Origin of the sequence: Ammoniphilus sp. YIM 78166, from assembly GCF_004522215.1 — a bacterium.
Taxonomy (GTDB): Bacteria; Bacillota; Bacilli; order Aneurinibacillales; family RAOX-1; genus YIM-78166.
In genome coordinates this window covers 1,171,579-1,196,814 of record NZ_SDLR01000001.1, presented here as the reverse complement: position 1 = coordinate 1,196,814, position 25,236 = coordinate 1,171,579, and the positions used below count along the sequence as shown (strand labels likewise).

Here is a 25,236-nt window from a genome sequence, read left to right as displayed (position 1 = left end):
TTTGTTATTTCAGTAGGCAAATGTGTTCGTCTTGTAGTCAAATCTTCACGATCATGGGTATACTTAAGAGGAAAAAGAGATGGAGGTATGTCTGATGTTAATTGAAATGTGGACGGATTTTGCTTGACCATTTTGCTATATAGGCAAGAGGCGTCTGGAAGACGCCCTTCAGCAGATTGATCATTCCGTGGAAGTCACGTATCGTTGCTTCGAATTAGATCCAACCATGGAAAAGAACACAAATTACAATATGTATGAAAAGCTGGCCGCAAAATATGGTATGAGCATCGAACAAGCGAAGGCCAACTGCAGGAATTTGGAACAAACGGCAAAGTCCGTTGGTTTGGATTTCCATTTCGAGACGATGATTTTAACGAATACCTTTGATGCACATCGTCTCGTGATGTACGCGAAGCAACAGGGCTTAATGAAGCCCATGACTGAAAGATTACTACGCGCGTACTACACAGAGTCCAAGCATATTGGCGACCATCGCGTACTAAGCCAGTTAGCAGAGGAAGTGGGATTAAATCGTGAGGCCGCGGCAGCTATGCTGGCAAGTACCAGCCAAGGTGACGCAGTCCGAGCAGATGAAAAAGAAGCAGAGGAGTACGGCATTCGCAGTATCCCGTTTTTCCTTATCAATAAAAAATACGCCATTACTGGGGCCCAACCAACGGAGACGTTCGTGGAAGCACTAAGACAGATCCATGAACAAGATGGACCTTTCACCCTTACAGGTGAAGAAGGACCATCCTGTGATGAAAATGGCTGTGAGATCCCGAAATAATAAAGTACCCTTCTCTCGAATAGGAAAGAGGGTGTCCCTGGAGGCCGCAAGCGACCTTTGGGACACCCTCTATTTTTATTTATCGGCCTTTTTTCAAAGTATGAAGTTTTCTTGTTTTACCTGATTTTAATGTCTGCAACTTGCCTCTAGCTCCTTGCTTAATCGTTGTGAGTTTACCTACTTTCGTTTGTTTCAAGTGCTTTAAGGAAGCTAGTAATTGTTCTACAAGTTTATTTAGTTTATTTACTGCTCTCATGAAGATCACCTCCTTGTATGCAGTTTCAATAGAATATGTTTGAGGACCCAAAAATGAAAGGTATAAATACCCAACCAAGTCAAAATAGGTAAAAAAAGACCCTTTCAAGGGTCCTGTGCTAGAACTCTGGCAACCGATCCAGGTTATTTTCCTCTATTCCATCGGGTTCGCTACGCAAAATGTCACGTCCATACTTGTGAAAAACATCAACGTGGGCTAGTCTTCCTTGTTTAGCCTCTTCAAGAGCAGTCAAATAGTCTAAGACACGACCCGTATTCGTCTTAAATGCGATAAGATTGCCTTCCTCATTTTTCCTTACTGCAACAATCTCTTCCTGACCGGCCTCTACTGTCATTTGGACTTCTTGCTTAGCTTGCTGACGCCCGTTATTAAGGTACTCTTCGTAGATTTGCTCTAGGCTTTGACCTTGCTGCTCCATGTAAATGCCTCCTCAAACATGTGTTCGTTAAATAGGATGCCCTAAGGAGGGAAACATTAGACTTACCTCCTGATCGTGCTATAATTGAAGCAGATACTAACGAAGGAGGTAAATGTAAAATGGATTTTAAAAAAATGACAGATGCTTTTGAAGTGGCAAGAGCCATTGAAAATGGCACAATTAATGTAAAAGAAATGGTCACCATTGCCCATAAGGCTCAAGACTTCAGTTCCAGCATTGTGCTGCACACAGGGAATAAAATTGTAGATGTAAAGAGCTTTCTTGGTTTGAGCATGTCTTTAATGACTTCTACTCATTACAAGCTAGAAATTCATGGAGATGATGAGGAAGAAGCCAAAAAAGCTATGAAGGATGTATTCGAAAAATATGGGATGAAAGTTGAAATTGTTTAGATCGATCTATTGAAGGATAACCGATTTTCAAGGTGTGTTTACAACTATATCTCAAAACAGGACTTCTTCCAACTGTTATGTCGGAAAAAGTCCTGTTTTCATTTTATCTGCATTATTACTATCGAATCCCGATACCCCCTACAGGGTATTTTAAAAGACAAAATCAACAAAAGTCCACTGATAGTAAACATCTAAGATGGAAACAAGAATCAATAGATGGCAATTCTCCACTTATTGATTAAAATTGTCTAGGATTTCATTTTTGTAGGTGGAAAAAATCCAACTATTAGCTCTGCAAGCCAAATTTACAAGCTCTATTGAAGATTTAGTTGTCGATTCTCCACTTATTTTGCTTTTTTTCCTCTATTTTTTTCGTTTAAATGGACTTTCTACCACTAATATTTAAGGCCCAACTCGATGCCCTCTGTGCTATCCCGCAGTTCAACAACTTAATCGACATCTTAAAAAAATCTTGCAAATTACCGTGTGAATTCTGTTAATCGCTAAGGATCTTATAGTATATAATTGTCGCGTCTAGCTCCCCAGTAGCGGAACGAGCATAGTTAGGAATTCTTCCCCCTTGTAAAAAGCCTAATGACGTATACAGATGATTAGACGGATCCCCTTCCCTCGTATCTAAAATGAGTAAAGATCTGTTTTCTTCTACAGCTCTTTTTTCAGCCTTTTGCATAAGTAAACGCCCTATACCCATGCGCCGGTAGTTAGGGTGTGTCATTAATTTGGCTATCTCAGCCCGATGTGTCCCATTTTGCTTGGTAGATAAATGTAACTGGATACTTCCGATGATGCGCTGATCAAAGGTAGCGATATAAAGAATTTGTTCTGGACTGCACACGCTTTCCCAATAGCTAGCAGCATTGCATTTCTGCATAGGAGGGAGAAAGCCAATGGACGCCCCATCTTCTACAACCTGCATCAGTAGATCTGCGAGGTCATCACTATACCCGTCATTAACCTTTATCTGTTCAATTTTTACCTTATTCATCATGAACCCTTCCCTCTCTCATAGTTTCCCTCATGCAAATTGTATGCACGGATATAAAAGTATTTAATTTACGAAAAAACGTTTCTCTAGACCCACATGATTTTCCATTGCTATAATGACATCGGATGTATAAGTGAAAACCTTTTTGGAGGCAATGACCATGGTTGAACACGGAGCTTGGCTAAGTATCGGAGCCTATGTCTTTCTTTCCTTAGTGAAATTGATAATTGGTTATTCGACAAATTCAGAAGCACTCATCGCAGATGGATTAAATAATTCGACGGATATTATCTTATCTATAGCCATATTAATTGGAATTAAAATATCGAAAAGACCAGCAGATGCCAATCATATGTATGGGCATTCCAAGGCTGAATCTATTGCTTCCTTGCTTGCCTCCTTCATTATGGTAAGTGTGGGTCTAAATATCATGTGGAATTCCTTTCAACATATCTTCAATTCCACAGGAACCGCTGCACCGGATACTATTGCCGCATGGATTGCTGTGTTTTGTGCAGGTGTTATGTATGCAGTTTACAGCTTTAATCGTAAGCTAGCGATGGATACAAATAGTCAAGCCATTCATGCAGCTGCAAAAGATAATTTATCAGATGTATGGGTAAGTATTGGGGCAGCTATTGGAATTTTAGGAGCGCAATTCAATATGTCTTGGCTCGATCCTTTGGCTGCTTTAGTTGTAGGCTTCATGATCTGCAGAACAGCCTGGACTATCTTCCGTGAGTCTTCCCATGTGTTAACGGATGGATTCGATGAAGCGGAGTTACCTCAGTATATTGAAACCATCATGCTAATAAATGGAGTTCGAGCCGTAGATGACGTCAAGGCTCGCAGTAACGGCTCGGAGATTTTTGTTGACGTCGTTATCCATGTTGACCCGAATATGGATATCGTGAAGTGTCATGATATCTGTAATAATATCGAAAAAATCATGCTGGAGAGGCACCATGTATCGAATGTACATATCCATATTGAGCCAGACACAGACAAAAAACTAGTACTAACTTCATAACATTTTCAACAATCCTGCCCCTTTCATCATGCATGAGAGGGGCTTACTCATATTTCGTCTCCGCTCTTTCCAAAAAACTCTGTAACATTTGACTTTATAAACTAAATCGTTTAGAATGTTTTTAAACCAATGGTTGTTGTAGCAACATTTCTTACAGGATAATAATTTCATTTCCCTTGGTTTATGGTTGCTACGACAACCAAATCATAATGAAAGAGGTGCTCAGAATGTACGATGTTGCTATCATTGGCGCGGGTCCGGCAGGATCAAGTGCTGCGATTTTTACTGCAAAAGCTGGAAAGAAAACATTAATTCTAGATCATGACAAAAGCATGACGAAAAGAGCTTGGGTCGAGAATCATTATGGCGTTATGGAAATCACAGGACCTGAGCTTGTGGAACTTGGAAAAAAACAAGCAAGCAAATTTGGCGCAGAAATCTTGGAAAGCGCGGTTAAAAACATCACGAAAACCGACGCGGGCTTTAACATCGAAACTGAAAACGGTACATATGAGGCCAACCAAGTGATAGTGGCCACAGGCGTTGCTGTGGATCTTGCTGAAGCAGCGGGTATTAAAACCAAGGCAGGTACGGAGCCGCGTATTAAGACCGTATTGGACGTGGATGCTGATGGAAGAACGAACATTGAGGGAATTTGGGCAGCTGGAACAGTAGCTGGAGTGAGCGTTCACACGATCATTACGGCTGGAGATGGTGCAAAGGTTGCCATTAATCTAATCAGTCACTTAAACGGAGAGCGCTATGTAGATCATGATGTATTAAAAGCCTAATTGGATAAACCTTTTATTAAAGCCCGATTAAAAAATCGGGCTTTATGCATTCAGACCCCCACATATGAAATGAACAGACCGAAAATCTATGGTATAGACGAAGGTTGACTTAACGGATAGTTAATTGTAGTATAAGTTTATCTTATTTGAGTTCGGAAGGAGGAAGGCTTTTATGTTTATTGAACAGTTGAATGCTGATTCCTCAGATAGGCTGATAGCCAGGAAAGAGGAGCTTAAAGATCAAGTGGTTGACTCTAGGCTTTCTTGGCAAGAAAGGCTTCAGCTGTATAATCAGATTCGTTTGATTAATGAACAATTAGCCCATCTTCAAATGAAATAAAACGAGTGATGCTCTCACTCTTTTCTTACGATTAACGAAAATGTCCCTACTAATAATAGGCAGGGACATTCATGTATTCTCCATTCCTAATCAAAGGGTCTTGATACTCTCAAGGGAATGCAAAAGAGGGTTCGAGGGCCTCTACGTAAGCAAAGTTGAAGGGTGTCTTCCCCTATCATCCTATATACAAGAGATAATCTCCCCTTCCCTTTCCCTTTTGCACCAAGCACAAAAAGGTTGCGGAATCTTTTCATTTCTCAACCTCCCATCAGCTAATCTATTACTAATATATGATCGCTAGCAAATGGCGGCTTGTACGATTGTCCAGCTAGTTTTCAATTTTAAATGTTGGCTTCGATTGTTGACTAAACTTGTTAAACTTCACTAATAAGGTTGGATACGAGATCACTTGTGTAGTCATGGAGCCGGGTTCTGGATTCTTATATTTGACGTACAAGTCGACGCCCTCTGCCCTTAGGAAGGATCCCTCAAACTCGATACCATATCCACCTGTCTTCATTTCTCCTCTTGTGATCAACGCATAGGTGTGATTACCAAAGTCTTTGGTCAAGGCGACTTCATGATGACGGTTGGCGTCAATCCACTGACTCACTTCCGGTGGGATATTGCTTCCATCACTATATAAGTCCGTGATAATTTCATAAGGAATGGAGTCCACTTTAATGACTTCCTCTGGATCATTGATTGACACCGTACCGGTTTTAGGATCATAACCAATGTCTTTACCTAATAGTTCTCCGGCATAGCGAATCGGAACATACGTCGTTCCTTGATAATTAAAAGAAAGGGGTACGTGCGTCTTTCCATTAAAGTAGCCGTGTTCGCTTACCTTCTCCGACTTCATGAGATCTCCATTCACCTTAAAGGGTGTCTCACCCACCGATACTTCAATGTTCATTACTTTAGACGCAGCAAAGGCTGCTCCTCCTAATGCTAGACTCCCCGCTAATACACCCCACATGATGGGCTTCCATAGTTGTTTCATATATCATTTCTCCTTATTCTCGTGTGTGATCCTTCTATTACTTCAGACGAACCGACGGGCAATAGGTTGCAAGGAAGCTTATTTTTTTCTGACACGGAATAAAAGGATCGCTTATACTGGAGTTGGAGGGCCGCCCCTCTGCCATAATCTTTCCTTCATTTGTGACTTATTCTAAAGGAGGCATGTGCATGTCATCTGCCGTAATCATCGTACGCACCCCTTAGGGGGGGCGACCATCTGAACCGATTATAGGAGGTTTAGATGAAACAATTGTATCTTTATATTAAAGGTTTATCCGACTTTGGTTCGAGAATGCATTTTATTGCTGTTACGGCTTTGATTTTGTCGTTTGAGAATGCTGGTTTTTGGCTGATGGCTTTTTTTATTTCCAGGCAGTTGGGAGGAATTCTATCTAGCTTGTATGCAGGCACGATTGCAGATCGGTTCGATCGAAGGCATCTGATGATGGGGAGCGATCTGGGGAGTGGCTTGGCGATAATCACTGTTGTTCTTTTCCCCAACCCTTTAACGGTGGTGGTATCTGCTTTTATTGTGGGGGTGTTGTATAGCCTCTTTCAAGTAAGCTTTGATGCTTCTATTCCTCATCTATTTGGTGACCATCGTGTCGTTAAAATTAACGCAACCATTATTCGAATCGGATCGATTGCTGGCATTGTAGGCTTTTTGGTTGGCGGTCTTCTTGCCGATCATTGGGGCTACCGCTGGGTTCTCCTATTTGATGCAGTGACCTTTATCATTTCTGCTTGGGTCCTATGGATCTTACGTTGGGATAGTCAGGCCACTCCAAATTTAGTACCTAGCGTTTTTAGTCAAGAAATTAGAGAAGCTTTTCAATATATACACCAACACTCAAGGATCCTCGTACCGAGCATTCTCGTTTTTTTCTATGCGATCGCCATTTCGGCGTGGAACTTTGGCCTTCCAATCTTAGCTCACTCCATTACTGAGCTATCCTCTACACTCAATGGATTAATGTGGTCAGTCACTGGAATCGGAAGCTTGATAGGAGCATGGTGGCTAGGTGGAATAAGCTTGAAGCAATTTCCTGCTATGGTGGGATCACTCATGGTAATGGCCTTATTTAGTATGTTGGTTTTTTGGGCTGACCATCAGGCTGTGATCCTCCTTCTGTTATTCCTCGTCGGGTTCGCCGACGCTGGCTTTCAGGTTTTTCATCGCGTACTGATTCAGCAAAGTGATAACAACATCCGCGGAAGAGTATTAGGCTTTCAACAACTACTCAGCAGGGGCGGTTATCTAGTCGGCTTTTTGCTGGCCCCCGTTTTGACCCACCAGCTGTCCTTGCCTATCATGGTGATGATATTAGAAGGCATGGTCTTTTTTGCAACAGCTTGGAGTATAGTCAAATGCATACAAGGAGAGAAAAAAAACCAGGCTTAGTGGCCTGGTTTTATCTTATAGCTTGGAAGCTGCGTTCTCCCTACTCAGGGTCCCTTCAGGCAGGATGAGTTTCACCTTCTCCATCACCTCTTCCCGGATCAAATCCTTCCCCATAATGGTGACTGTGCCCCGATCTTCACGGGTGCGGATTAGACGACCGATGCCCTGTCTTAATCGAAGAATCATGTAAGGCATGTCCACTTCCTCGAAGGGATGACTTGTATCTTTGCGTTTGGCGGCAAACAAAGGATCATTCGGTGGAAAGGGCAAAGACCAGATAAGCACATGAGACAGCGAAGGACCTGGGATATCTAGGCCTTCCCATAAGCTGACAGCACAAAGAATACTGTGCTCATCGTTTTGGAATTGGGAAATCAAATAACTGATTTCTGCGGTTCCTTCATATAGGAAGCGAAGGTCCTTTGTTTCCGGATATTGATCAATCTCCCGAGCAAACTGCTCTAGTTCCTCTCTGGAAGGGAATAAGATCAAAGAGCCGCCTTCTGACTCTTGAAGCAATCGCACTGTTAGCTTCATTTTGTCTGGTAGGTAGTCGTCGGGGAACAGATTGACCTTCATCTGCTCAGGATAATTATAAGGTGAGGGAACAGAAAAAGATAAATAATCCTCAATCCCTAGGTTTTGGGCCATATGATCAAAATTTCCATTAATGGAAAGAGTCGCTGAGGAAAACACGATCGGCATCTTTTGGGCAAATAACCGTTCTTTTAATACTTCTTTGACCTTCTTAGGCATGATAACGAGTGTAATACCATCTGGATCTTTCGTCACCCAAGAAATTAATTGCTTGGGCTGGCTAAATAACCCTAAGGCAAGCTGAATCATGTCCAAATGCTCTTCGACTATTTTTAGTTGATACGGATCCAAAGTGAATAATCCGCTCTCCAGTACCAGCTCCTCTTCAATTGTCGTAAGAAGATCACGGAATCGCTGGATGGCCTGAAGCAATTCGGAATTCCACAGTATTTCTTTACGATCCGAACCAGGGACGGTATGACTATTCTTGTCGAGCAATTTAAACATGGCTTCGCTCTGCTCAATGGCTTCCTCGATCACTAGGGCTAGGGACTCGCGAATTTCCCCTTGGAGCAAACGGGTGACGATGTTTTCAAAGGGAGTATGCTTTAATTGATACGTTAAAGCATTTTGCGCAGCTGTCTCTGCTAAATGGCCTTCGTCAAAGACAACCGAGCTATGCGGCGGCAACAATGGCAATTGTCCACTACGCTGCCTAGCTTCGTATGTCCAAAGGTGCTCCATATAAAAATCATGAGAACAAATAATAAGATCTGTGGATTTCCGATAATGTTCGCGGGAAAGATTGAGGCCGCAGCGATGGCGCTGGGGGCACACCAGGCAATCTTGAAACACATCCCAGCCCACGCTGTTCCATTGCTCATCTGTCATGTCAGGGTACTCTTTGCGGTCTCCATAGGGAGTAAAGGATTGAAGAGTTTCCGGTGTACGTACAAATTCTGGCAGCCCATAATACATTTCTTGGTATCTACCGGTATCATCCTTCTCTGACCTAGCCTCGTCCAATTTATTCAAACAGATATATTGATCTTGGGACTTGCCTAATCGAGCATCAATGGTTAAGTCCAGGTGCTGTGCAAGTTTAGCGATATCACCCTCAGGTTTAACTAATTGCTCAATCAAGGATTCATCGGCACAGGCAATAATGGCTGGTTTCCTTGTATACCGCGCATACAGTATGGCGTATAACAGATAAACAAATGTCTTCCCTGTTCCTACCCCCCCTTCAGCGAAGATGGTTTGGTTCTTGCTATAAGCCCGATCCAGCTGAAAGGCCATGTAAATCTGTTCGTCTCGAACCTCAAACCCGGCTTCCGGTAAAAAGTCATAGAATACATCAGCGATCCAATCACTGGCTTGTTGACTAAACGGTTTTGTCGGATCGAAGGCAAATGGATAAGTAATCAAACCGTGTTCCCTCCTATCGTTAGTGTTTATGTGGATAGAATTCCCTTTTCTCAAAGAAAGAACCCGCTTTAATGAGCGCCATCTAGCGTCGGTCAACAGAGTTGAGCAATTCCGATAGAATTGGATACGAAACATAGAATAATGAAAGGCCGTTCCCATGGGAGCGGCCTATGCTGTCATGCTATTGAATATTATTTTGTGTTTGCTGTTGAGCCTGTTGCATCTGCTGTGCAGCCTGTTGCGTTTGTTGGACTGCTTGCTGTGCTGACTGTTGGGCTTGCTGTAGAGCTTGTTGAATCATCTGTTGCTGCATCGGGCTAGTCTGGGCACCATACTGAGATTGTGCTTGCTGGAGCTGTTGCTGAGTTTGCTGCAGTTGCTGCTGAGCTTGCTGGATAAGCTGCGGATTGGCGCTGGCCTGGGCCTGGGCTAGAGTTTGTTGAGCTTGTTGAGCAGACTGAATGGCTTGTTGAATTTGCTGCTGTTGTTGCTGTTGCTGTTGCTGTTGCTGTTGCATAATAGAGCACATCCCTCTTCTATTTATTTAGGTCGTGAACATAGACCCTTGTTTATCATGTAAAGAAAGAAGGTTATTTATTAAATTACATAATTTTTGGTTACTTGGAAAAGATATCCTTTAACTGAATGTGGATAGAAAGGGATGAACCAAGTGGAACAGCAAGGGAAGCCCAATGCATCATCTAAGCAACAGCAGCTTGAACCCTATACACAAAGTCATGCCAACGAAGAGCTGACGACTAACCAAGGAGTTAAGGTCTCTAATACAGATGATTCGCTAAAAGCCGGTTCAAGAGGCCCCACTTTAATGGAGGATTTTCACTTCCGGGAAAAAATGACTCATTTTGATCATGAGCGAATTCCTGAGCGTGTTGTTCATGCTAGAGGATTTGGGGTACACGGCTATTTTCAGTGTTACGAGTCGATGGCCGAATATACAAAAGCTAAGTTTTTGCAGGATCCCTCCGTTCAAACTCCGGTGTTTGTTCGTTTTTCTACCGTTGTTGGATCTCGGGGCTCTGCTGATACGGCCCGCGATGTTCGGGGATTTGCTACCAAATTTTACACAGAAGATGGAAACTACGACTTGGTAGCCAATAACATTCCTGTGTTTTTCATTCAAGATGCTATCAAATTTCCTGATATGGTTCATGCCATTAAACCTGAGCCACATAATGAAATTCCACAAGCTTCCGCTGCGCATGATACCTTCTGGGACTTTGTGACAAGCCATACGGAGACAGCCCATATGATTATGTGGTTGCTATCAGACCGTGCAATCCCGCGAAGCTTTCGTATGATGGAAGGATTTGGAGTGAATACGTTCCGATTTGTCAATGAGCAAGGCAAGTCCCGCTTTGTCAAATTTCACTGGAAGCCTCTGCTGGGAATTCATTCCCTGGTTTGGGATGAAGCGCAAAAACTGGCGGGAAAAGATCCAGACTATCACCGCCGGGATTTATGGAACGTGATTACCGAGGGGAATTATCCGGAATTCGAGCTAGGCGTTCAAATGCTAGAGGAAGAACAGGAGTTCAGCTTCGATTTTGATATCCTGGATCCTACCAAGATTTGGCCAGAGGAATTGGTTCCTGTGAAGCGCATTGGGAAAATGACGCTCAACCGCAATGTGGAAAACTTCTTTGCCGAAACAGAGCAGGTCGCTTTCCATCCGGGCCATGTGGTTCCCGGCATTGACTTTAGCAATGATCCTCTCCTTCAGGGACGTTTGTTCTCTTATTTGGACACTCAATTGCTGCGCCTAGGCGGACCAAACTTTGCAGAGATTCCGATCAACCGCCCTTTGGCACCAGTGCACAATAATCAGCGGGACGGGTTCCATCGGATGACGATTGATCGCGGTCGCGTAAGTTACTTTCCTAATCATCTCCAATCCAATAGCCCCCAGCCTTCTGCCAATGGCTATGTTCATTATGCGGAAAAAGTTGAGGGGAAAAAGGTTCGTGAGAGAAGCCAAAGCTTCCAAGATCACTATTCGCAGGCAACTCTATTCTGGAACAGCATGACCCCAACCGAAAAGCAGCATATCATAGACGCCTTTTACTTTGAAGTGGGAAGTGTCCAAGACAAATCCATCCGTCAGCGCGTAGTGGATATGTTCAATAATGTGGATGGGGAGCTAGCGAACCAGATTGCACAGGGGGTGGGTGCTACTCCCCCAACCACACCTGGAGGAACTGGCGTAACGGCAAGCTCTCCTGCCGTGAGTGTGATGAATTCCGTGCAATCCGCCAAAACAAGAAAGGTTGCCATTCTGGCGGAAGATGGATTTAATTATCAGGAAGTTACCCAAATGATACAAGCCCTTCGTACGGAGGGGGTCAAAGCTGAGATTATCAGCAAAAACCTTGGGATGATTACAAGTGCCGATGGACTTCAGCTTGAGGTTGACAAAAACTACGTCACCACAGGCTCCATTATGTATGATGCGGTATACGTAGCAGGGGGACTGCAAAGCATTAATACACTTCGGACCCATGGGGACGCAATACACTTTATTAACGAAGCCTTCAAGCATTGCAAGACGATCGGTGCTACTAACGAAGGAGTAGATCTGCTGAACGCGTCGCAAATCATGGGGGTAACGACTGCCATGCCGGAAAGCCAAGCACAATTAGTCAATGAACTAGGCGTGCTGACGGTACGAAACATAAGTAATATAACAGACTTCTCTAATTCCTTCATTCAAGCGGTCAGTCAGCACCGTCATTGGGGCAGAGAAATGCAAAAGGGATCTGTTCCGGGTTGATACGCAAAAATAAGGCCATGCTGTCGCATGGCCTGCTGATTTTTTTCCATAACCTTCTTAAGAATTACTGTTGAGCTAATACCGATTTTATAGCTGTCTCGATTTCTTTATACCCAGTACAGCGACAAATATTAGATTCCAGCCATTCTCTGATCGTGGCATCGTCCGCATCCGGATGCTTTTGAATCAGTGTGTTGCAGTTAACAATAAAGCCTGGAGTACAATACCCGCATTGAAATGCAAAATGTTCAATAAAAGCTTTTTGGATTGGCGCATCCTTTAGTCCTTCTACAGTTGTTATCCTTTTCCCAGGCATTTCCATCGCTAATACAAGACAGGATTTTACCGGTTCACCGTCCACCTCCACGGTGCAGGCCCCACAATCCCCGTTCAAACAACCCGGCTTAGCTCCAGTTAAGCCCAAATGCTCCCGTAATACATGTAACAGGTTGTCTGCGTGACGGATATAAGCCTTTCTGAACTCGCCATTGACTTCGATCGTAATCTCAGATTTAGACATGGTCCCCTCCTTCCAGCACTGCCCCAACATCCAAAAGTGCTTGATGAAGGACAAAGCGCCGAAACCCCGCTGAGCCCTCGGAATCCTCTAATACCTCTGATGGGAGCAAACCGATTACTTGGGTGATTCGTTCTTCTAATGGCAACTTCCTCTGGTTGAAAGCTTGCTCCATCTGTTCATTTCGAAAAGGAAATGCACACAGTCCACTAAACGCTAGGCGTACCTGTTCTCCCACTTTCATCGCAGAAACCGTAACTACTGGATATCCAACCGAACCTTGCTTTCTCCTTTTTCTATGATAAAAGGGGTGGGTTAAATAAGTTTGCTCGGTCAGGACCTGGAGTATAAATTCTCCTTCTGACAGTTGCATTTCCTTCTGAAAAGCTGCGTGGATTGAAATTTCTTTAATACCTCCTTCGCCCGCAATTCGAACCTGACTGTCGGATAAAAGAAGAGGTAAAACGGATTCTCTGTAAATGATCTGACTGCATAGGTTACCGCCCAGCGTAATATTGGTTCGTGCCGTATGATCGGCCACTTCGCTGATAGCTTGACTAAGCAAGGGAAACAATTGGCTTTGCTTAAGTTTATTTAAAGACACGCAGGTCCCCATTACGACATGTTGCTTTTCTAGTTGAAGGGTATGACAATCGGTTATGCCTTTCAGATCGATAACCGCACCTGTTTGAACTTGATTAAGTCGTCCAAGGGTCGTAATTTCCGTTCCTCCTGAGTAATAGCGGGGGCGCTTTCCCTTTTCACGCAAGGAACGATGAAGCGCAACTGCTTCTTCAACGGTTCCGGGTCGATAATACTCAAAGTCGAAGGAAATCATGGCGTTCCTCCTTCTGTTCGCATTTTCCAAATCAATTCAGGTAGAAGGGGCAAATTCGTCAGTTGGATTCCTGAAGCTGTCGAAAGGGCATTGGCCAGAGCGGCTGGCATACCGATCAATCCATGTTCTCCTACCCCTCGAGCACCGTAAGCGGAGTCCACGTGAGGTGTTTCTACGAAATCGACCACATATTCGGGATGCTCTCCATAGTGCGGGGGGTGGTAGGTACGAAGTTGAGGGTTAAGGACAATTCCTTGTCTGTCAAAAACAAAGGATTCCTTAGACGCAAAGCCAAGCCCCATATTCATGGCTCCCATCACCTGGCCAAGAGCTCCTTTGTAGTTCAATACTTTTCCGATGTCAATCACTGAATAGGCCTTCAGCACTTTATAAGTAAAATCACGGATGTCAAATTCGACCTCGACGCCTTGGGCTCCTACCGTATATTCCGGTCCTGGCCGGCCAGCCCCCGTTTCGTGATCTAAATGGGTGAGATGCCGCAGCTGGTAGGTTCCTGTCCCAATGACTTGTCCGCCTATCGAATATCCATTCATGAACTGATACCCATAAGCTATATCCTTCCAGAGTAGAAAGGTGGAGGGCTCATCACGCAGATACACTTTTCCATCTGCAACTTCTAGATCATCAGTGGAACAAAGAAGAACACGAGAAGCAATATCCTTTAGTTGACGAATCACTTCGTCAGCGGCTTTGAGGACTGCCTTTCCTGCCATAAACGTTCCCCTGCTAGCTACGGTCTTCCAATGTTCGGGGCTACTTTGAGTATCTACCCCCATACGAACGTGAATCTTGTTGACATCGGTTTTCATCCGTTCAGCAAGGATCTGAGCCAATACGGTCTTTGTTCCGGTTCCGATTTCCACGAGCCCTGAGATTAAGTTCATGGTCCCATCAGGATTAAAGATAATGGTCGCCCCGGAACTTGCATGGGTATCGATCGTTGAGGTTTTCCAGATACAGCTTATTCCCTTAGCCCTCACTAAACGGTCACTCACTGCCACATAACGACCTTCATCCCAATTCATCAGCAGCTTGAGCCTCTGAATGCATTCAGGCAGATTACCGACCGTGCTTTCGTTCAAGCGGAATTGAGTGGGTGTGAGCTTCCCGGGAGTAATGGCGTTTTTCTTGCGGAGCAGCAAGGGATCCATTCCGAGCTTTTCAGCTAGCATATCCATTGTTCGCTCAAAAGCAAATAAAACCTCCGTGTGACTGAAGCCCCTATAGGCCGTTGCATAGGGATGGTTGGTATACACACAAAGAGAGTCGCACCATACGTTCTCAATGTCGTACGGACCGGTACAGCATACTGCCGCGGCTCGGCTGATTGTAGCGCCTTTATCCGAGTAGGCCCCGCTGTCAAACCTATATTCAAGCTCAGCGGCTTTTAATAGTCCATCTGTCGTGCAGCCGAGCTTGACAGTGGCGTCCAACCCGATATGAACTGGCGAGGTTACAAGGTCCTCCTCCCTGGAGTTAACCAGTTTGACAGGTCTGCCTCCTACCGCTTTTGATGCCATATAAGCAATCAGCTCAAGATGGACCGCTACCTTGCCTCCATAACCGCCTCCTACTAATGGCGTTTGAACCACAATCTTACCTGTGTCTAAATTAAAATAGTTAGCCAATAATTTTTTTATCATAAAAGGAGCCTGAGAAGCGGAAGCAATTTGAATTTCCCCATCAGGACGTATTTCTGCAGTCACACAGCGGGTTTCCATGGCAGCGTGATCCGATGGTGAAAAGGAAAAGGTAGCTTCCACGCTTACCTGACTTTCCGCCCAGCCTTTCTCCATATTACCTTTTCGGATCTTCGTACGGTCCGCGATATTCGTATTTGGCTCAGGATAGACGTGCTGAATCATTTGGTAACTGCTTAGATTCTCATGGATTAATGGAGCATTGGGTTCCAGGGCTTCTCTAGGAGAATTTACAACGGGCAATGGTTCATAACTCACTTTAACAAGATCTGCCGCAAGTTTTGCCTCTACAGGCGTGTCAGCAACGACAACGGCGACTACTTCTCCATAGTAACGCACCTTGCCGAAAGCAATCGGTGGCCGATCCCTTATCTCTTCACCTGTTAAAGGGAATGCTTGACCCACTAAAATCGCTCGTACACCAGAAATCTTTCGCGCTTCCGCCGTATCAATTGATTGTATTCTCGCGTGAGCATAGGTGCTAGTTACTAGATTGGCATGAAGCAACTCAGGTGAACGATAATCATCCAAGTATTTTGCCGCTCCAGTTACTTTTTCTCGAGCTTCTTTACGAATGGTGCTTTTTCCGATCGCCATACTCTGTTCTCCCTTTCTCTATCCTTCACGAATCTTGAGTATTCCAATGAAAGTATTGCCCCAAATCTGTCGTTTAAAACCTTTAGTAAGGTTTACCTCTCCCCACTGCTGGTGATAATGGGGAGGAATATACATGTTCTAAGAGGTTTTGCGGTGGGGTTGTGGATACGTACTGCCACTATAGGAGGCTTTTTGTATGAATAACAATGAAATGATCAGTCCGGATCATCTTTTGCTGATCATTACGGCTACTATCGTAGGAACCGTCGTGCGAGCCCTTACGCTCAAGCAGGATTACCGACAATATCCAAGCCATCCGAATGGCTACCTCATTCATTTTGTAACAGGAGCTTTGGCGGCAGCGCTAGGGGCCTTTATTGTTCCGACTCTTATGACCAAGAATTTCGTGGCCGTGACCTTTTTAAGCTTGGCGATCCAGCAATTTCGCGAGGTTCGAAAAATTGAAAGAGAAAGCTTGGCTGAGTTGGAGCGCACTGAATATACGAGTCGTGGGGATTCTTATATTGATGGGATAGCCAAGACCTTTGAGGCAAGAAATTACCACGCTTTACTCACGGCTTTTGTCACGGGATTGACGATGCAGTTGCTTGATCAGCCCAAATGGGTTGAGGTCGCCCTTGGGATCTTGGCTGGAGCGGCATTATTTATTTTCCTGCGTAACTTTACCAAAGGGCTAAAGGTGAAGGATTTTGCCACGGTTACACAAGGGGAGATTGAAATTCGTGGTTCGGATCTCTATGTTGATGGTTTGCATGTATCTAATCTTGTCGGTGAGGAACTTGCTAAGAATTTTTTCCTGAAAGAAGGACTTGCAGCCATTATTCAAGCCAACGAAGAGCATTACCGTGTCACCCTTGAGCATCTTGGCCAGCGTAATGCCATTTTGTTTGAAGCCACGCGCTCGGTAGGAAAAAGGCGTTACGCCTTTCAAGATCTCGTAGATGGAAAAATTGTTATTGTTCTCGTTCCGATTGTGAAAAATTTTGACCTATTAAAAGAGACGATTCTAAATACCCCTTTACTTGAAAGCGTAAAGAAATCGCCGCAATTAATGAGTATAAACCCGGCAGAAGGTGATAAAAAATGAGCCAAGACATTAAAGGCATATTAGCCTATGTCACAACCGATAAAGACAGGTACTTGGGAGGTACGCCTCTAGGGATTTTGGCAAAAAACGAAAAGGAGCTGGTTTCCATTACAGAAGCCATTTCCAAGGCTTTTCTTGCAGAGGTACTGCAGCTTGTTTCTGGGGATTGCCTCATTATCAAAAAATAAAGAAGGTACTCGTCATTCGGGTACCTTCTTTTTCCTATACCTGTTTTTGTGGCTGATCAACTTTATTGGGGCCATAAATAGTGTTCACATTATTTCCATCTACATGGCTTGAATATTTTCCATCCGAAGCGAGCCATTGGGCGTGATTCGTCTCTTCATTTGAGACATGCCCTATATGAAAAACATTTCCTAAGTCAACGGAAGAGTTCTGGTCTAAAGAATTAACCCTTAGATTATAGACATTATTAATTTTTGGCTTGCGCATATTCTGTCATCTCCTTACAGATCATTCATTACTATGTCAGTATATGCGCTTTTCGAAGATGGGTTATCTCGGATTTTTTTCTTTTCTCCAGTGATTAACTATGATACGTTCAAACCAGCTCCATGGTAGAAGTGATTTGAAAGCCATTCCTGCTTTTACTCCTTTTCCAATAGGATAACGTAGTTTGGGATGTTTCGCTTGCAAGATGTGCTCGATCAGACGAATTACATCATGTGGATTGCCAGCTGAAGCGGAGGTTTGCTCTACTTCTAGTCGTATCCGTTCCTTCCATGGCTGATAGTCTGGCATAGAAGTTGACGCTGTTGCCTCCAGCCCTTTCCGCCATATCTCCGTTTGGTAGGAGCCCGGTTCTATAAGTACTACATGTACGCCAAAAGGAGCCATTTCCAACCGGAGGGATTCACTAAATCCTTCTAGTGCAAATTTTGATGATACATAAGGGCCTAATGCCGGAAAGCCCAACCGACCGCTGATGCTGCTCATATTAATGATCGTTCCTTTGCGTTGGGTGCGCATAAAGGGCAAGACGGTTTGTGTCAACGAGACGACTCCAAAAAAATTTGTCTCAAACTGCTCTCTCCATTCCTCGAGAGACACTTCTTCCACGAAACCGGGTGCGGCATAACCAGCGTTATTGATGAGCACATCTATGCGCTTAAATCGGTCAGCGATCTGGTTCACCACCTGTTTTATTTCAAGAGGGTCTGTGACATCCATTTTGATTATCTCGATAAGCTCAGACACTCCCTCTTCCCTTATCAGTTGCACTAGTGGTCCGCTTCGGTCCAAGTTGCGCATGGCAGCAAAGACCTGAAACCCCTTTTTAGCTAATGCAACAGTCGTTAACATTCCAAATCCGCTAGAGGTTCCGGTAATTAGGGCAATCTGTCGGTGGTAGGATTCCATTTGTATTGCTCTCCTCCTTTCCGTATATCAGCTGCTTTCTCTGAACCAATAAAATAAGAATAGCTAAAATGAAGGTGGTGAACGCCATCATAGCAAGGATGAAAATGTCATTTGAAATCTGATCCCATGCATTTCCCTTTACAGCGACTTCTCTCATTCCATGTAGGAAATAAGTGAGCGGCAAGGCTTGCCCAATAGCGGCGACCCAGGAAGGCATGGCACTAAACGGCCAGGTGAATCCCGATAGAAGGAACGAAGGCAAGGCGATAAGCATGGTAACCTGAGTCGCTTGTAACTGAGTTTTCGCAGTAAGGGAGGCTAAAAATCCGATGCCTAAAAGACTTAGGATGAATGCAACCGATAAAGCAAGAAAATCTATAATGGACCCAAGCAAGGGAATATGGAATAAACGCAGTAACAATCCATAAGTCATGAGAATGTTAAAGACTCCTATAAGAAAGTACGGAACAGCTTTAGCATACAGGACTTTCCAGGGATACTCCTTTACATAACTCGACCAACGGGCACGTTCCTTTTCTCTTGTTATCGAAAGAGAGATTCCTAAAAACAACACCTGTTGGATAACAGCACCGAAGAGTCCTACTAAAAGAAAAATACCATAGCTGAAACCTGGGTTATAGAGAATTCTATAGCTCTGATGGATACTGACAGCTTGTGTATCATCGATTCCTTTCGCTTCCAAGCGCCTTAATGAAATGCCACCGGAAAAGGTTTGGATGATTTCATTAGCGTTTCGAAGGGCAATGTTAGAAACCATCATGTTGCTTCCATCAATGAAGGTTAACAGCTCGCTTTGCTTACCTTGTTTAATATTGGCTGATAGATCTTCCGGAAAAACTAATCCTACAGCAGCTTGACCAGTTTCAATCAGATGGATCAGCTCTTTTTCAGTGCTGACAGCACCCATCACTTGAAAGGAAAAAGAGGTCTCAAAAGCCTGAATGATTTGCTTACTTAATTGAGAGTCGCTCTCGTCTATATAAATAGTAGGCAGGTTTTGTACTTGCCCATGATGATACATCGACCCAAAGACAAACATATAGGAGATCGGAATAAGAAACAGAACAATAAGCAGCCGTTTGTCTTTCATAATTTCTCGCCATTCGTCCAATATCATTTCCGATAGTTTCATTCCTTAGGCACTCCTGACCACTCCGCTGTCATTCCAGCGTAAACTTGTTCTACCTTCTCTACCAACTGGATTTTTACTTCAAAGGAACGGACGTCTCTTTCGCTCAAGTAGTTAGTAGCTTTTCTTGCGGCAAATTGAGGGGCTGGGTTGATGAATTTCACTTCTCCTAGAATTTCCTGCCCGATTGCTGGGATAACAACGCTGACTTTTTGTCCGATTTTTAGTAAGTCCAGATCCTGTTCAAATACATAGTAAGTAACCCATTTATCAAAGGGATCAGCCATACTAAGCGTAGTCATCCCAGAACTTACCATATCTCCTGTCTTCCCCAGTTTCTTAGTTACTACTCCGTCTGCAGGAGCGAGGAGCTTGGTATAAGAAAAATAGGTTTCTGCTTCTTGCAATTGGGCCATGGCTTGCTGCAGTTGTCCTTTTGCCAAACGTACATCAGAATGAGTAAGATCGACCTTGGCCGTACTAGTCAAGGCTTCCTTTAGTCCTCCCCTTGCCTGCTCTACCTGCTGTTTAGCTGCTTCGATCTCCTCTGGGCGAGCACCAGATAAGGCAATCTCCAATTGAAGTTGAGTTTGTACGGCTTGAGCCTTTGTCTGTTCAGCCTGTAGCTTTGCTTCATCCACTTTCGATTGGGCTACTGCTCCTTGCTCATAGAGAACGGTCGTCCGTTGCAGTAAGTCTTCCGCTTGATCGGATGCTTCTTTTGCTGCCTTTACCTTTGCTTCGAACTGAGCTATTTCTTCTTTACGTACGCCATGCTTGAGAGCATCTAGCTTGGCTTGAGCCATGTGCACTGCCGCTTGGGCTTGTTCAATCTTGGCTGCACCCGTTTGTTCGGTTAGCCCCACGCTGCGCATGGCTTTTTGTAAATTCGCTTCTGCTATTTCGACTGCCGCTCTAGCCTGATTCACTTTCGCTTCCCATTCGTTCGCCTCTAGTTGTGCCACCAACTGCCCTTTTTTGATGTGCTGACCCTCCTGTAATTCGATAGACTGTAACCGCCCGGCAAGTTTAAAACCCAAATCAAATTCTGTTTGCTGCACAATGCCGCTGTAAGAAAGAAAGGTCTCCTGATCTTTCTTTGCGCTTGTTAATGGGGAGAAGAAAAATAGAAAGAGTAATCCTATCACCCCTACTCCCCCTATACTGATTGCCCATCTTTGCTTTACCACGTTTATTTCCCTCCCAAAATTTGAAGAATTAAAGTGCGAATTGTTGTTTGCTTGGCTTCAAGATTGACCGCTTGTCCGTTAAGAAGAGAACGGGCCGCAGGGATCGTGATGAGACCAAATAAACTTGCGGAAAGAGTGAATACATCTAAATCTTTTTCGAGGTCTCCTCTCTCTTTGTCTCTAGAAAGCTCTAAATCTAATCGTTCAAAATAGCCTCTAAACAACTGCTGAATTGAAAGTCCATCTGTTGAGGTTCTCTTCCACATTTGTTGAATGAGAAGGTGAAATAGATAGGTATTCTCTTGATAGTAATGAAGGTGAGCCTGTACTACGTTCTCCCACTTTTTGTGGAAGGCAACTTCTTCTTTCAACGTATGATCCAATAACGTGGTTAACTCATCGATCCCCCGTTTCATTACATAAGCAAACAGCTCTTCCTTGGTCTGAAAATTGTAGTACAGCGTGCGCTTCACGACGCCGGACTTTTCAGCGATCAAGTCCATACTTGTACCCGTAAACCCTAGTTCTGCAAAAGCTTCAAGTGCTCCACGGTAAATGAGTTCCTTCGTCCCTCTAGCCATAATGACCACCTTCATACACATTTTTATACTCTATAGTTTAAAATTAACCTAATGGGTTTAAAATTTCAAGAGCTTCGTAAAAAAAATGGGTCGATCTGTTACCACCTTCTCCCTTTTCGAATAGGATATCCAATAACTAGCCTAGGAGGTAAATCGACATGGAAAAAAGATCAGTGACCATTGAGCTCGATTCATTACTCTTAACAAAATTGACGGAAATTGCCGCTCAAATGGGGATTTCGGTTGCAGAATGGTGTGCCTTTGCGGTCACACAACAGCTTACTATGCAAGAATCAATGAAAGATCTATTGCTTCAAGCGGAAAGCTTCGGATTAAATATCGAAACCTTGGATTTTGATACGATTACGCAGCAGCTCTTTTCTTCTCCGGCGATTGATCTTGATGGGATTGTAGAAGAGTCAGGGATTATTCTTCCTGACAATTTAAAGAGAAAAGATATTACTGGTGAATAAAGAAAAAACCTGATCCTTAAACGCTTACGTTTAGGACCAGGTTTTTTTCTCATGAATGTAACTATTCTTCCCTTTGGTTCGTCTAATATTATGATACATAAAAATCAAGGAGGGTAAGATGAGGCCTATCATTCTATTTGTCATTAGTATCACGTTACTTGTAGGTTGCTCTTTTTCAGATGATCTCATGGAACACGACCTTCCTAGCCTAGGAGCACCGGAAAAGCCCAGCTCCCTCTTTGAGTCTAATGGATATACGATGATTGGTGAAAAAGGTAAACTCGGGTTCATCTATGATGAAACAGAAGTGATGCGATTTTACCCAAATAAAATACAAAAGTACATGTGGCATCTTTGGGGCAATCCAGAGGAACTTTATGGAGATTTTTTTGTAAAAGGAAAACATATACAAACGGGAGAGCAAGTGAACGTCTTATATGTACCTAGTTTAGGAGGGCCCATTAACGGAGCCGATGCACATACCCCTTCACACATGTCGTTGCCGTTACCAGGCCTATGGAAACTAGAGGCTTATGTCCGTGACATACACTATGGCAGCATTATCGTGGAGGTCCACGAAAAACAAACCACCCAGTGATGGGTGGTTTGTTTATGGGCGGGTTTACTTATCCTTTTTCATCTGGTTTATTGTGTTTTTCATCATCATTCTGAAGCCGATCCCAGAGGCAATAATCCCAATAGCGGCCCCTGCGAGTGCAATATAGATCACGGTATCCATCATCATCCCCCATTCTTATATATTATTCTACAAAAGATTTATCACAGGCTCAATGCGGTTCCTTTTGATTTCTTTTGGGTATTCTATTTTTAGTTATAGATAAGGAGATGAGTTGGCAATATGAAAGATCCAAAAGAAACTTACGTCGTATATAAACAAGAAAACGGTGAGCCTCCACAGGAAGAGATTCGCAGTACTGAAGAGCTTACTTCTGATGAGTATTACGAATATATTGAAGATGATCGCATTATTCCTGAGGAAGAATAATAAAAAAATCTCCACACCGAGTGGAGATTTTTTTATTATATATGATCTCATCCCATTGGTATCGGATTCCTATCCTGTGGGAAAATAGAAAAAGTGAAATGGAAGTGTTGCATGATGAACTTACAAAGCGGAAATTATTATTGGGAAACTACCATGGATGAATTTCCTGCATTCCCTGTTCTTGACAAGGATATTAGCTGTGATGTGCTTATTATTGGCGGTGGCAGTTCAGGTGCTCAATGCGCTCACTTGTAGAATGGTGATACAATTAATTGCTCTTTTTTCGTTTTCACTATTACGGCGACTTGCCATACATCAGCGGCCCACTGAAGCTTTTCTTCCACTTTTTTCTGGTATTTCATAATACTCTTCCATTTGATGTCTAACAGCAGGGTTTGCTGTTCAGTATTATAATAAACATGGTTAATTCTCACTTTCTGCTTATGCTCGTAGTCCAAGACATCCGCGATGCGAAGGATAGCTATAAGTGATTTTATTCTACTATCCTCAGGATCCACCTCCAGTGGTGTTGGTTTTCTATGGTTTAAAACAATCAACCCCAACGTTTGGCGTGCCCTCTCCTCCATATCATTCAACAAGGGATCGTTCATAATGATGTAACGACTGTGTTCATGATGCTCTTTTTTGCCGATGAAATGGCCCAGGTCGTGCAGGTTCGCTGCTAGAGCAACAAGCTCCAAATCATTTTGATCTAGCTTATGTAAAGGCTGTAATAAGTCAAACAGCTGTTGTGTGAGTTCGGTTACATATTTATGATGTTTTCGTTCGGCTTGATATTTTTTTACCAATACGGTAGTTAGGTTGTCGGACAAAGGACTTCCCTCCTTTACGAAAATGTAAACCTCCCGATTTCGGGAGGTTTATTGGTTCCGTGGTATATCTCCATATTTACTACTCCCTTTTAAACCAACCCACTGGCTCATCCAGTAGATTAATATTAATCTGCTTCACTTCGGTATAAGCTTCGTAGCCAAAGGTACCCAGCTCTCGGCCGATTCCGCTCTGCTTATAGCCGCCCCAAGGCGCTTCGTTGTAGGTAGGATGATAGGCGTTTATCCACGTGATGCCGGCTCTTAGCTTGCGAATTATTCTCTGCGCTCTCGCTCCATCCTTGGTAAAAACAGCGCCTGCTAAGCCGTAAATTGTATTATTCGCCAAGCGAACTGCTTCTCCTTCATCTTTGAATTTCTGTACTACCAGAACGGGTCCAAAGATTTCTTCCTGAACAATTTGCATTTCTGGATGGGTATTGGTGAAAATGGTAGGCTCGACAAAATAACCTTTTCGGTTAATCCGCTTGCCACCGCAAGCGAGGGTAGCTCCTTCTGCAAGGCCGATCTGAATATACTTCAAAACCTTGTTCATATGTGCTTCGGAAATCAGCGGACCCATTTCACTGTTCGGTTCATTTCCCGGACCTACTTCAATCTTCTGGGCACGATCTACTAAGAGCTCTACAAACCTATCATGAATGCTCTCTTGCAGAAGTAACCGTGATCCTGCAGAACAGACTTGTCCTTGATTCGCGAATATGGCAAAAAGCGCCCAATCTACTGCAGTTTCTAAATCTACATCGTCAAACACGATATTAGGCGATTTTCCGCCGAGCTCAAGAGATATCTTCTTTAAGTTTCCAGTGGCTGCTTCCATGATTTTTCGACCCGTGACCGTACCTCCTGTAAAGGCTATTTTATCCACTTCATGACTGGCAGCGATCGTTTGCCCGACGGTTGGCCCTGCACCTAGAACAAGATTGCAAACCCCTTTGGGAAATCCCACTTCCTCAAAGATTGCAAACAGCTTAATCGCAGACAGCGGAGTGATCTCAGAAGGCTTGAACACCACGGTGTTTCCAGCAGCAAGGGCGGGCGCGAGCTTCCATACGGCCATGAGTAGTGGATAGTTCCAAGGAGTAATTTGTCCACAAACCCCGATCGGCTCTCTCACGACCATCGCTTGCATGGCATCCGGTACATTGTAGGTTTGCCCTTGCGGCTTCGAAACGATTCCCGCATAATATCGAAAACAACCTACGGCATCACTCACATCGAATTGGGCTTCTCGAAGCGGCTTTCCGTTATCGAGCATGTCTAATTCAGCAAACTCTTCGGCTCTTTCTTCAAGCTTATTCGCTACTGCATAAAGTAGTCTCGCTCGCTCCAATGCCGCGACCTCTGACCAGCCGTCATGGTCAAAAGCCCTTCGGGCCGCCGTGATCGCTTTAAATGCATCCGGTTCCGCTCCTTCCGTGACCGTGGCAATGACTTTCTCTGTAGCCGGATTCAATATCTCGCGTGTTTCACCACTTTCCGCTAAGACCCATTCTCCATCGATATACATTTTTTCGATCATAGGTATGCCTCCTTCATTAAATTACCCCTTAGCTATTTATATGCTTGTACGGTCTG

The 25,236-nt window shown here is 43.9% G+C and carries 28 protein-coding genes and 1 pseudogene; 13 read left to right on the top strand and 16 right to left on the bottom strand.

Annotated features, from left to right (window positions below; genetic code table 11):
• Positions 1–139: 139 nt before the first annotated feature.
• On the top strand, positions 140–790 hold the full coding sequence (locus EIZ58_RS05910) for a DsbA family oxidoreductase (protein ID WP_255438227.1): 651 nt from the start codon (positions 140–142) through the stop codon (positions 788–790).
• 79 nt (positions 791–869) lie between these two features.
• Here EIZ58_RS05910 and EIZ58_RS33150 read toward each other — a convergent pair whose 3' ends face one another.
• Together EIZ58_RS33150 and EIZ58_RS05905 are read right to left on the bottom strand one after the other, a co-directional pair.
• Positions 870–1,046, bottom strand: a complete 177-nt coding sequence (locus EIZ58_RS33150; RefSeq protein ID WP_167577525.1) for a hypothetical protein — start codon at positions 1,044–1,046, stop codon at positions 870–872.
• 118 nt (positions 1,047–1,164) lie between these two features.
• Entirely contained in the window at positions 1,165–1,485 is a 321-nt protein-coding gene (locus EIZ58_RS05905; protein ID WP_134699552.1) for a DUF3892 domain-containing protein, read from the bottom strand.
• Positions 1,486–1,604: 119 nt separating this feature from the next.
• Here EIZ58_RS05905 and EIZ58_RS05900 point away from each other — a divergent pair, with 119 nt between their 5' ends.
• Entirely contained in the window at positions 1,605–1,898 is a 294-nt protein-coding gene (locus EIZ58_RS05900) for an HPr family phosphocarrier protein (RefSeq protein ID WP_370297614.1), read from the top strand.
• A gap of 496 nt (positions 1,899–2,394) precedes the next feature.
• Here EIZ58_RS05900 and EIZ58_RS05895 read toward each other — a convergent pair whose 3' ends face one another.
• Complete coding sequence (locus tag EIZ58_RS05895; protein ID WP_134699663.1) at positions 2,395–2,904, bottom strand: GNAT family N-acetyltransferase; 510 nt, start codon at positions 2,902–2,904, stop codon at positions 2,395–2,397.
• Positions 2,905–3,064: 160 nt separating this feature from the next.
• On the opposite strand from EIZ58_RS05895, the gene EIZ58_RS05890 reads away from it, so the two are divergent.
• The 3 genes from EIZ58_RS05890 (at position 3,065) to EIZ58_RS33145 (ending at position 5,065) form a co-directional block, all read left to right on the top strand.
• The gene (locus EIZ58_RS05890) at positions 3,065–3,934 is read left to right on the top strand and encodes a cation diffusion facilitator family transporter (protein WP_370297613.1); all 870 of its coding nucleotides are present in this window, start codon (positions 3,065–3,067) and stop codon (positions 3,932–3,934) included.
• 227 nt (positions 3,935–4,161) lie between these two features.
• Entirely contained in the window at positions 4,162–4,725 is a 564-nt protein-coding gene (locus tag EIZ58_RS05885) for an NAD(P)/FAD-dependent oxidoreductase (protein WP_134699550.1), read from the top strand.
• Positions 4,726–4,897: 172 nt separating this feature from the next.
• Positions 4,898–5,065 carry a hypothetical protein gene (locus EIZ58_RS33145; RefSeq protein WP_167577524.1) on the top strand — a complete coding sequence of 56 codons (168 nt, stop codon included), beginning with the start codon at positions 4,898–4,900 and terminating at the stop codon, positions 5,063–5,065.
• A gap of 328 nt (positions 5,066–5,393) precedes the next feature.
• Here the strand turns inward: EIZ58_RS33145 and EIZ58_RS05880 are convergent, their stop codons facing one another.
• A complete protein-coding gene (locus EIZ58_RS05880) occupies positions 5,394–6,071 on the bottom strand; it encodes a protease complex subunit PrcB family protein (protein WP_134699549.1) in 678 nt (225 codons plus the stop codon).
• Positions 6,072–6,332: 261 nt separating this feature from the next.
• Here EIZ58_RS05880 and EIZ58_RS05875 point away from each other — a divergent pair, with 261 nt between their 5' ends.
• Entirely contained in the window at positions 6,333–7,493 is a 1,161-nt protein-coding gene (locus EIZ58_RS05875) for an MFS transporter (RefSeq protein WP_134699548.1), read from the top strand.
• Positions 7,494–7,508: 15 nt separating this feature from the next.
• Here the strand turns inward: EIZ58_RS05875 and EIZ58_RS05870 are convergent, their stop codons facing one another.
• The gene (locus EIZ58_RS05870) at positions 7,509–9,458 is read right to left on the bottom strand and encodes an ATP-dependent DNA helicase (RefSeq protein WP_134699547.1); all 1,950 of its coding nucleotides are present in this window, start codon (positions 9,456–9,458) and stop codon (positions 7,509–7,511) included.
• 181 nt (positions 9,459–9,639) lie between these two features.
• Positions 9,640–9,975 (bottom strand): hypothetical protein, encoded by a 336-nt coding sequence (locus EIZ58_RS05865; RefSeq protein WP_134699546.1) that lies wholly within the window; start codon positions 9,973–9,975, stop codon positions 9,640–9,642.
• Positions 9,976–10,119: 144 nt separating this feature from the next.
• Here EIZ58_RS05865 and EIZ58_RS05860 point away from each other — a divergent pair, with 144 nt between their 5' ends.
• On the top strand, positions 10,120–12,246 hold the full coding sequence (locus EIZ58_RS05860; RefSeq protein ID WP_134699545.1) for a catalase: 2,127 nt from the start codon (positions 10,120–10,122) through the stop codon (positions 12,244–12,246).
• Between the two features lie 64 nt (positions 12,247–12,310).
• On the opposite strand, the gene EIZ58_RS05855 is transcribed toward EIZ58_RS05860, so the two are convergent.
• From EIZ58_RS05855 to EIZ58_RS05845, 3 genes are read right to left on the bottom strand one after another with little or no spacing between them, the layout of a single operon-like run.
• On the bottom strand, positions 12,311–12,766 hold the full coding sequence (locus tag EIZ58_RS05855; protein ID WP_134699544.1) for a (2Fe-2S)-binding protein: 456 nt from the start codon (positions 12,764–12,766) through the stop codon (positions 12,311–12,313).
• Positions 12,759–13,601: an FAD binding domain-containing protein gene (locus EIZ58_RS05850; RefSeq protein WP_134699543.1), complete on the bottom strand. Its 843-nt coding sequence runs from the start codon at positions 13,599–13,601 to the stop codon at positions 12,759–12,761. Before EIZ58_RS05850 ends, EIZ58_RS05855 begins: the two co-directional genes overlap by 8 nt.
• Positions 13,598–15,919 (bottom strand): xanthine dehydrogenase family protein molybdopterin-binding subunit, encoded by a 2,322-nt coding sequence (locus EIZ58_RS05845; RefSeq protein WP_134699542.1) that lies wholly within the window; start codon positions 15,917–15,919, stop codon positions 13,598–13,600. The genes EIZ58_RS05850 and EIZ58_RS05845 overlap by 4 nt, the downstream gene beginning before the upstream one ends.
• A 196-nt stretch (positions 15,920–16,115) precedes the next feature.
• Here EIZ58_RS05845 and EIZ58_RS05840 point away from each other — a divergent pair, with 196 nt between their 5' ends.
• Both EIZ58_RS05840 and EIZ58_RS05835 read left to right on the top strand, forming a co-directional pair.
• Positions 16,116–17,027: a YIEGIA domain-containing protein gene (locus tag EIZ58_RS05840; protein ID WP_134699541.1), complete on the top strand. Its 912-nt coding sequence runs from the start codon at positions 16,116–16,118 to the stop codon at positions 17,025–17,027.
• Positions 17,024–17,215, top strand: a complete 192-nt coding sequence (locus tag EIZ58_RS05835) for a capping complex subunit for YIEGIA (protein WP_134699540.1) — start codon at positions 17,024–17,026, stop codon at positions 17,213–17,215. The genes EIZ58_RS05840 and EIZ58_RS05835 overlap by 4 nt, the downstream gene beginning before the upstream one ends.
• Before the next feature lie 34 nt (positions 17,216–17,249).
• Here the strand turns inward: EIZ58_RS05835 and EIZ58_RS05830 are convergent, their stop codons facing one another.
• The 5 genes from EIZ58_RS05830 to EIZ58_RS05810 form a co-directional block, all read right to left on the bottom strand.
• Positions 17,250–17,480 (bottom strand): spore germination protein, encoded by a 231-nt coding sequence (locus EIZ58_RS05830; RefSeq protein WP_134699539.1) that lies wholly within the window; start codon positions 17,478–17,480, stop codon positions 17,250–17,252.
• Between the two features lie 63 nt (positions 17,481–17,543).
• The gene (locus EIZ58_RS05825) at positions 17,544–18,407 is read right to left on the bottom strand and encodes an SDR family oxidoreductase (protein WP_134699538.1); all 864 of its coding nucleotides are present in this window, start codon (positions 18,405–18,407) and stop codon (positions 17,544–17,546) included.
• Entirely contained in the window at positions 18,361–19,560 is a 1,200-nt protein-coding gene (locus EIZ58_RS05820) for an ABC transporter permease (protein ID WP_134699537.1), read from the bottom strand. Before EIZ58_RS05820 ends, EIZ58_RS05825 begins: the two co-directional genes overlap by 47 nt.
• Positions 19,557–20,747, bottom strand: a complete 1,191-nt coding sequence (locus tag EIZ58_RS05815; RefSeq protein WP_134699536.1) for an HlyD family secretion protein — start codon at positions 20,745–20,747, stop codon at positions 19,557–19,559. The genes EIZ58_RS05820 and EIZ58_RS05815 overlap by 4 nt, the downstream gene beginning before the upstream one ends.
• 2 nt (positions 20,748–20,749) lie before the next feature.
• Complete coding sequence (locus tag EIZ58_RS05810; RefSeq protein ID WP_167577523.1) at positions 20,750–21,343, bottom strand: TetR/AcrR family transcriptional regulator; 594 nt, start codon at positions 21,341–21,343, stop codon at positions 20,750–20,752.
• A 143-nt stretch (positions 21,344–21,486) separates the two neighbouring features.
• Between EIZ58_RS05810 and EIZ58_RS05805 the strand changes: the two genes are divergently transcribed.
• The 4 genes and pseudogenes from EIZ58_RS05805 to EIZ58_RS33135 all read left to right on the top strand — a co-directional run.
• Entirely contained in the window at positions 21,487–21,801 is a 315-nt protein-coding gene (locus EIZ58_RS05805; RefSeq protein ID WP_134699534.1) for a hypothetical protein, read from the top strand.
• A 118-nt stretch (positions 21,802–21,919) separates the two neighbouring features.
• Complete coding sequence (locus EIZ58_RS05800) at positions 21,920–22,399, top strand: hypothetical protein (RefSeq protein WP_134699533.1); 480 nt, start codon at positions 21,920–21,922, stop codon at positions 22,397–22,399.
• 261 nt (positions 22,400–22,660) lie between these two features.
• A complete protein-coding gene (locus tag EIZ58_RS33140; protein WP_167577522.1) occupies positions 22,661–22,807 on the top strand; it encodes a hypothetical protein in 147 nt (48 codons plus the stop codon).
• Between the two features lie 114 nt (positions 22,808–22,921).
• Positions 22,922–23,056, top strand: a pseudogene (locus EIZ58_RS33135) (NAD(P)/FAD-dependent oxidoreductase); the annotation flags it as partial.
• Here the strand turns inward: EIZ58_RS33135 and EIZ58_RS05795 are convergent.
• Entirely contained in the window at positions 23,053–23,616 is a 564-nt protein-coding gene (locus EIZ58_RS05795; RefSeq protein WP_240688977.1) for an HD domain-containing protein, read from the bottom strand. The pseudogene EIZ58_RS33135 and the gene EIZ58_RS05795 overlap by 4 nt on opposite strands.
• A 103-nt stretch (positions 23,617–23,719) precedes the next feature.
• Positions 23,720–25,180 (bottom strand): aldehyde dehydrogenase family protein, encoded by a 1,461-nt coding sequence (locus tag EIZ58_RS05790; RefSeq protein ID WP_134699531.1) that lies wholly within the window; start codon positions 25,178–25,180, stop codon positions 23,720–23,722.
• Between the last annotated feature and the right edge of the window lie 56 nt (positions 25,181–25,236).

Bases quoted from the DNA above. Each gene is read 5' to 3' on its own strand.
- EIZ58_RS33150 (WP_167577525.1), bottom strand. From the start codon at position 1,046: ATGAGAGCAGTAAATAAACTAAATAAACTTGTAGAACAATTACTAGCT.
- EIZ58_RS05905 (WP_134699552.1), bottom strand. From the start codon at position 1,485: ATGGAGCAGCAAGGTCAAAGCCTAGAGCAAATCTACGAAGAGTACCTT.
- EIZ58_RS05900 (WP_370297614.1), top strand. From the start codon at position 1,605: ATGGATTTTAAAAAAATGACAGATGCTTTTGAAGTGGCAAGAGCCATT.
- EIZ58_RS05895 (WP_134699663.1), bottom strand. From the start codon at position 2,904: ATGAATAAGGTAAAAATTGAACAGATAAAGGTTAATGACGGGTATAGT.
- EIZ58_RS05890 (WP_370297613.1), top strand. From the start codon at position 3,065: ATGGTTGAACACGGAGCTTGGCTAAGTATCGGAGCCTATGTCTTTCTT.
- EIZ58_RS05885 (WP_134699550.1), top strand. From the start codon at position 4,162: ATGTACGATGTTGCTATCATTGGCGCGGGTCCGGCAGGATCAAGTGCT.
- EIZ58_RS33145 (WP_167577524.1), top strand. From the start codon at position 4,898: ATGTTTATTGAACAGTTGAATGCTGATTCCTCAGATAGGCTGATAGCC.
- EIZ58_RS05880 (WP_134699549.1), bottom strand. From the start codon at position 6,071: ATGAAACAACTATGGAAGCCCATCATGTGGGGTGTATTAGCGGGGAGT.
- EIZ58_RS05875 (WP_134699548.1), top strand. From the start codon at position 6,333: ATGAAACAATTGTATCTTTATATTAAAGGTTTATCCGACTTTGGTTCG.
- EIZ58_RS05865 (WP_134699546.1), bottom strand. From the start codon at position 9,975: ATGCAACAGCAACAGCAACAGCAACAGCAACAACAGCAGCAAATTCAA.
- EIZ58_RS05860 (WP_134699545.1), top strand. From the start codon at position 10,120: ATGAACCAAGTGGAACAGCAAGGGAAGCCCAATGCATCATCTAAGCAA.
- EIZ58_RS05855 (WP_134699544.1), bottom strand. From the start codon at position 12,766: ATGTCTAAATCTGAGATTACGATCGAAGTCAATGGCGAGTTCAGAAAG.
- EIZ58_RS05850 (WP_134699543.1), bottom strand. From the start codon at position 13,601: ATGATTTCCTTCGACTTTGAGTATTATCGACCCGGAACCGTTGAAGAA.
- EIZ58_RS05845 (WP_134699542.1), bottom strand. From the start codon at position 15,919: ATGGCGATCGGAAAAAGCACCATTCGTAAAGAAGCTCGAGAAAAAGTA.
- EIZ58_RS05840 (WP_134699541.1), top strand. From the start codon at position 16,116: ATGAATAACAATGAAATGATCAGTCCGGATCATCTTTTGCTGATCATT.
- EIZ58_RS05835 (WP_134699540.1), top strand. From the start codon at position 17,024: ATGAGCCAAGACATTAAAGGCATATTAGCCTATGTCACAACCGATAAA.
- EIZ58_RS05830 (WP_134699539.1), bottom strand. From the start codon at position 17,480: ATGCGCAAGCCAAAAATTAATAATGTCTATAATCTAAGGGTTAATTCT.
- EIZ58_RS05825 (WP_134699538.1), bottom strand. From the start codon at position 18,407: ATGGAATCCTACCACCGACAGATTGCCCTAATTACCGGAACCTCTAGC.
- EIZ58_RS05820 (WP_134699537.1), bottom strand. From the start codon at position 19,560: ATGAAACTATCGGAAATGATATTGGACGAATGGCGAGAAATTATGAAA.
- EIZ58_RS05810 (WP_167577523.1), bottom strand. From the start codon at position 21,343: ATGAAGGTGGTCATTATGGCTAGAGGGACGAAGGAACTCATTTACCGT.
- EIZ58_RS05805 (WP_134699534.1), top strand. From the start codon at position 21,487: ATGGAAAAAAGATCAGTGACCATTGAGCTCGATTCATTACTCTTAACA.
- EIZ58_RS05800 (WP_134699533.1), top strand. From the start codon at position 21,920: ATGAGGCCTATCATTCTATTTGTCATTAGTATCACGTTACTTGTAGGT.
- EIZ58_RS33140 (WP_167577522.1), top strand. From the start codon at position 22,661: ATGAAAGATCCAAAAGAAACTTACGTCGTATATAAACAAGAAAACGGT.
- EIZ58_RS05790 (WP_134699531.1), bottom strand. From the start codon at position 25,180: ATGATCGAAAAAATGTATATCGATGGAGAATGGGTCTTAGCGGAAAGT.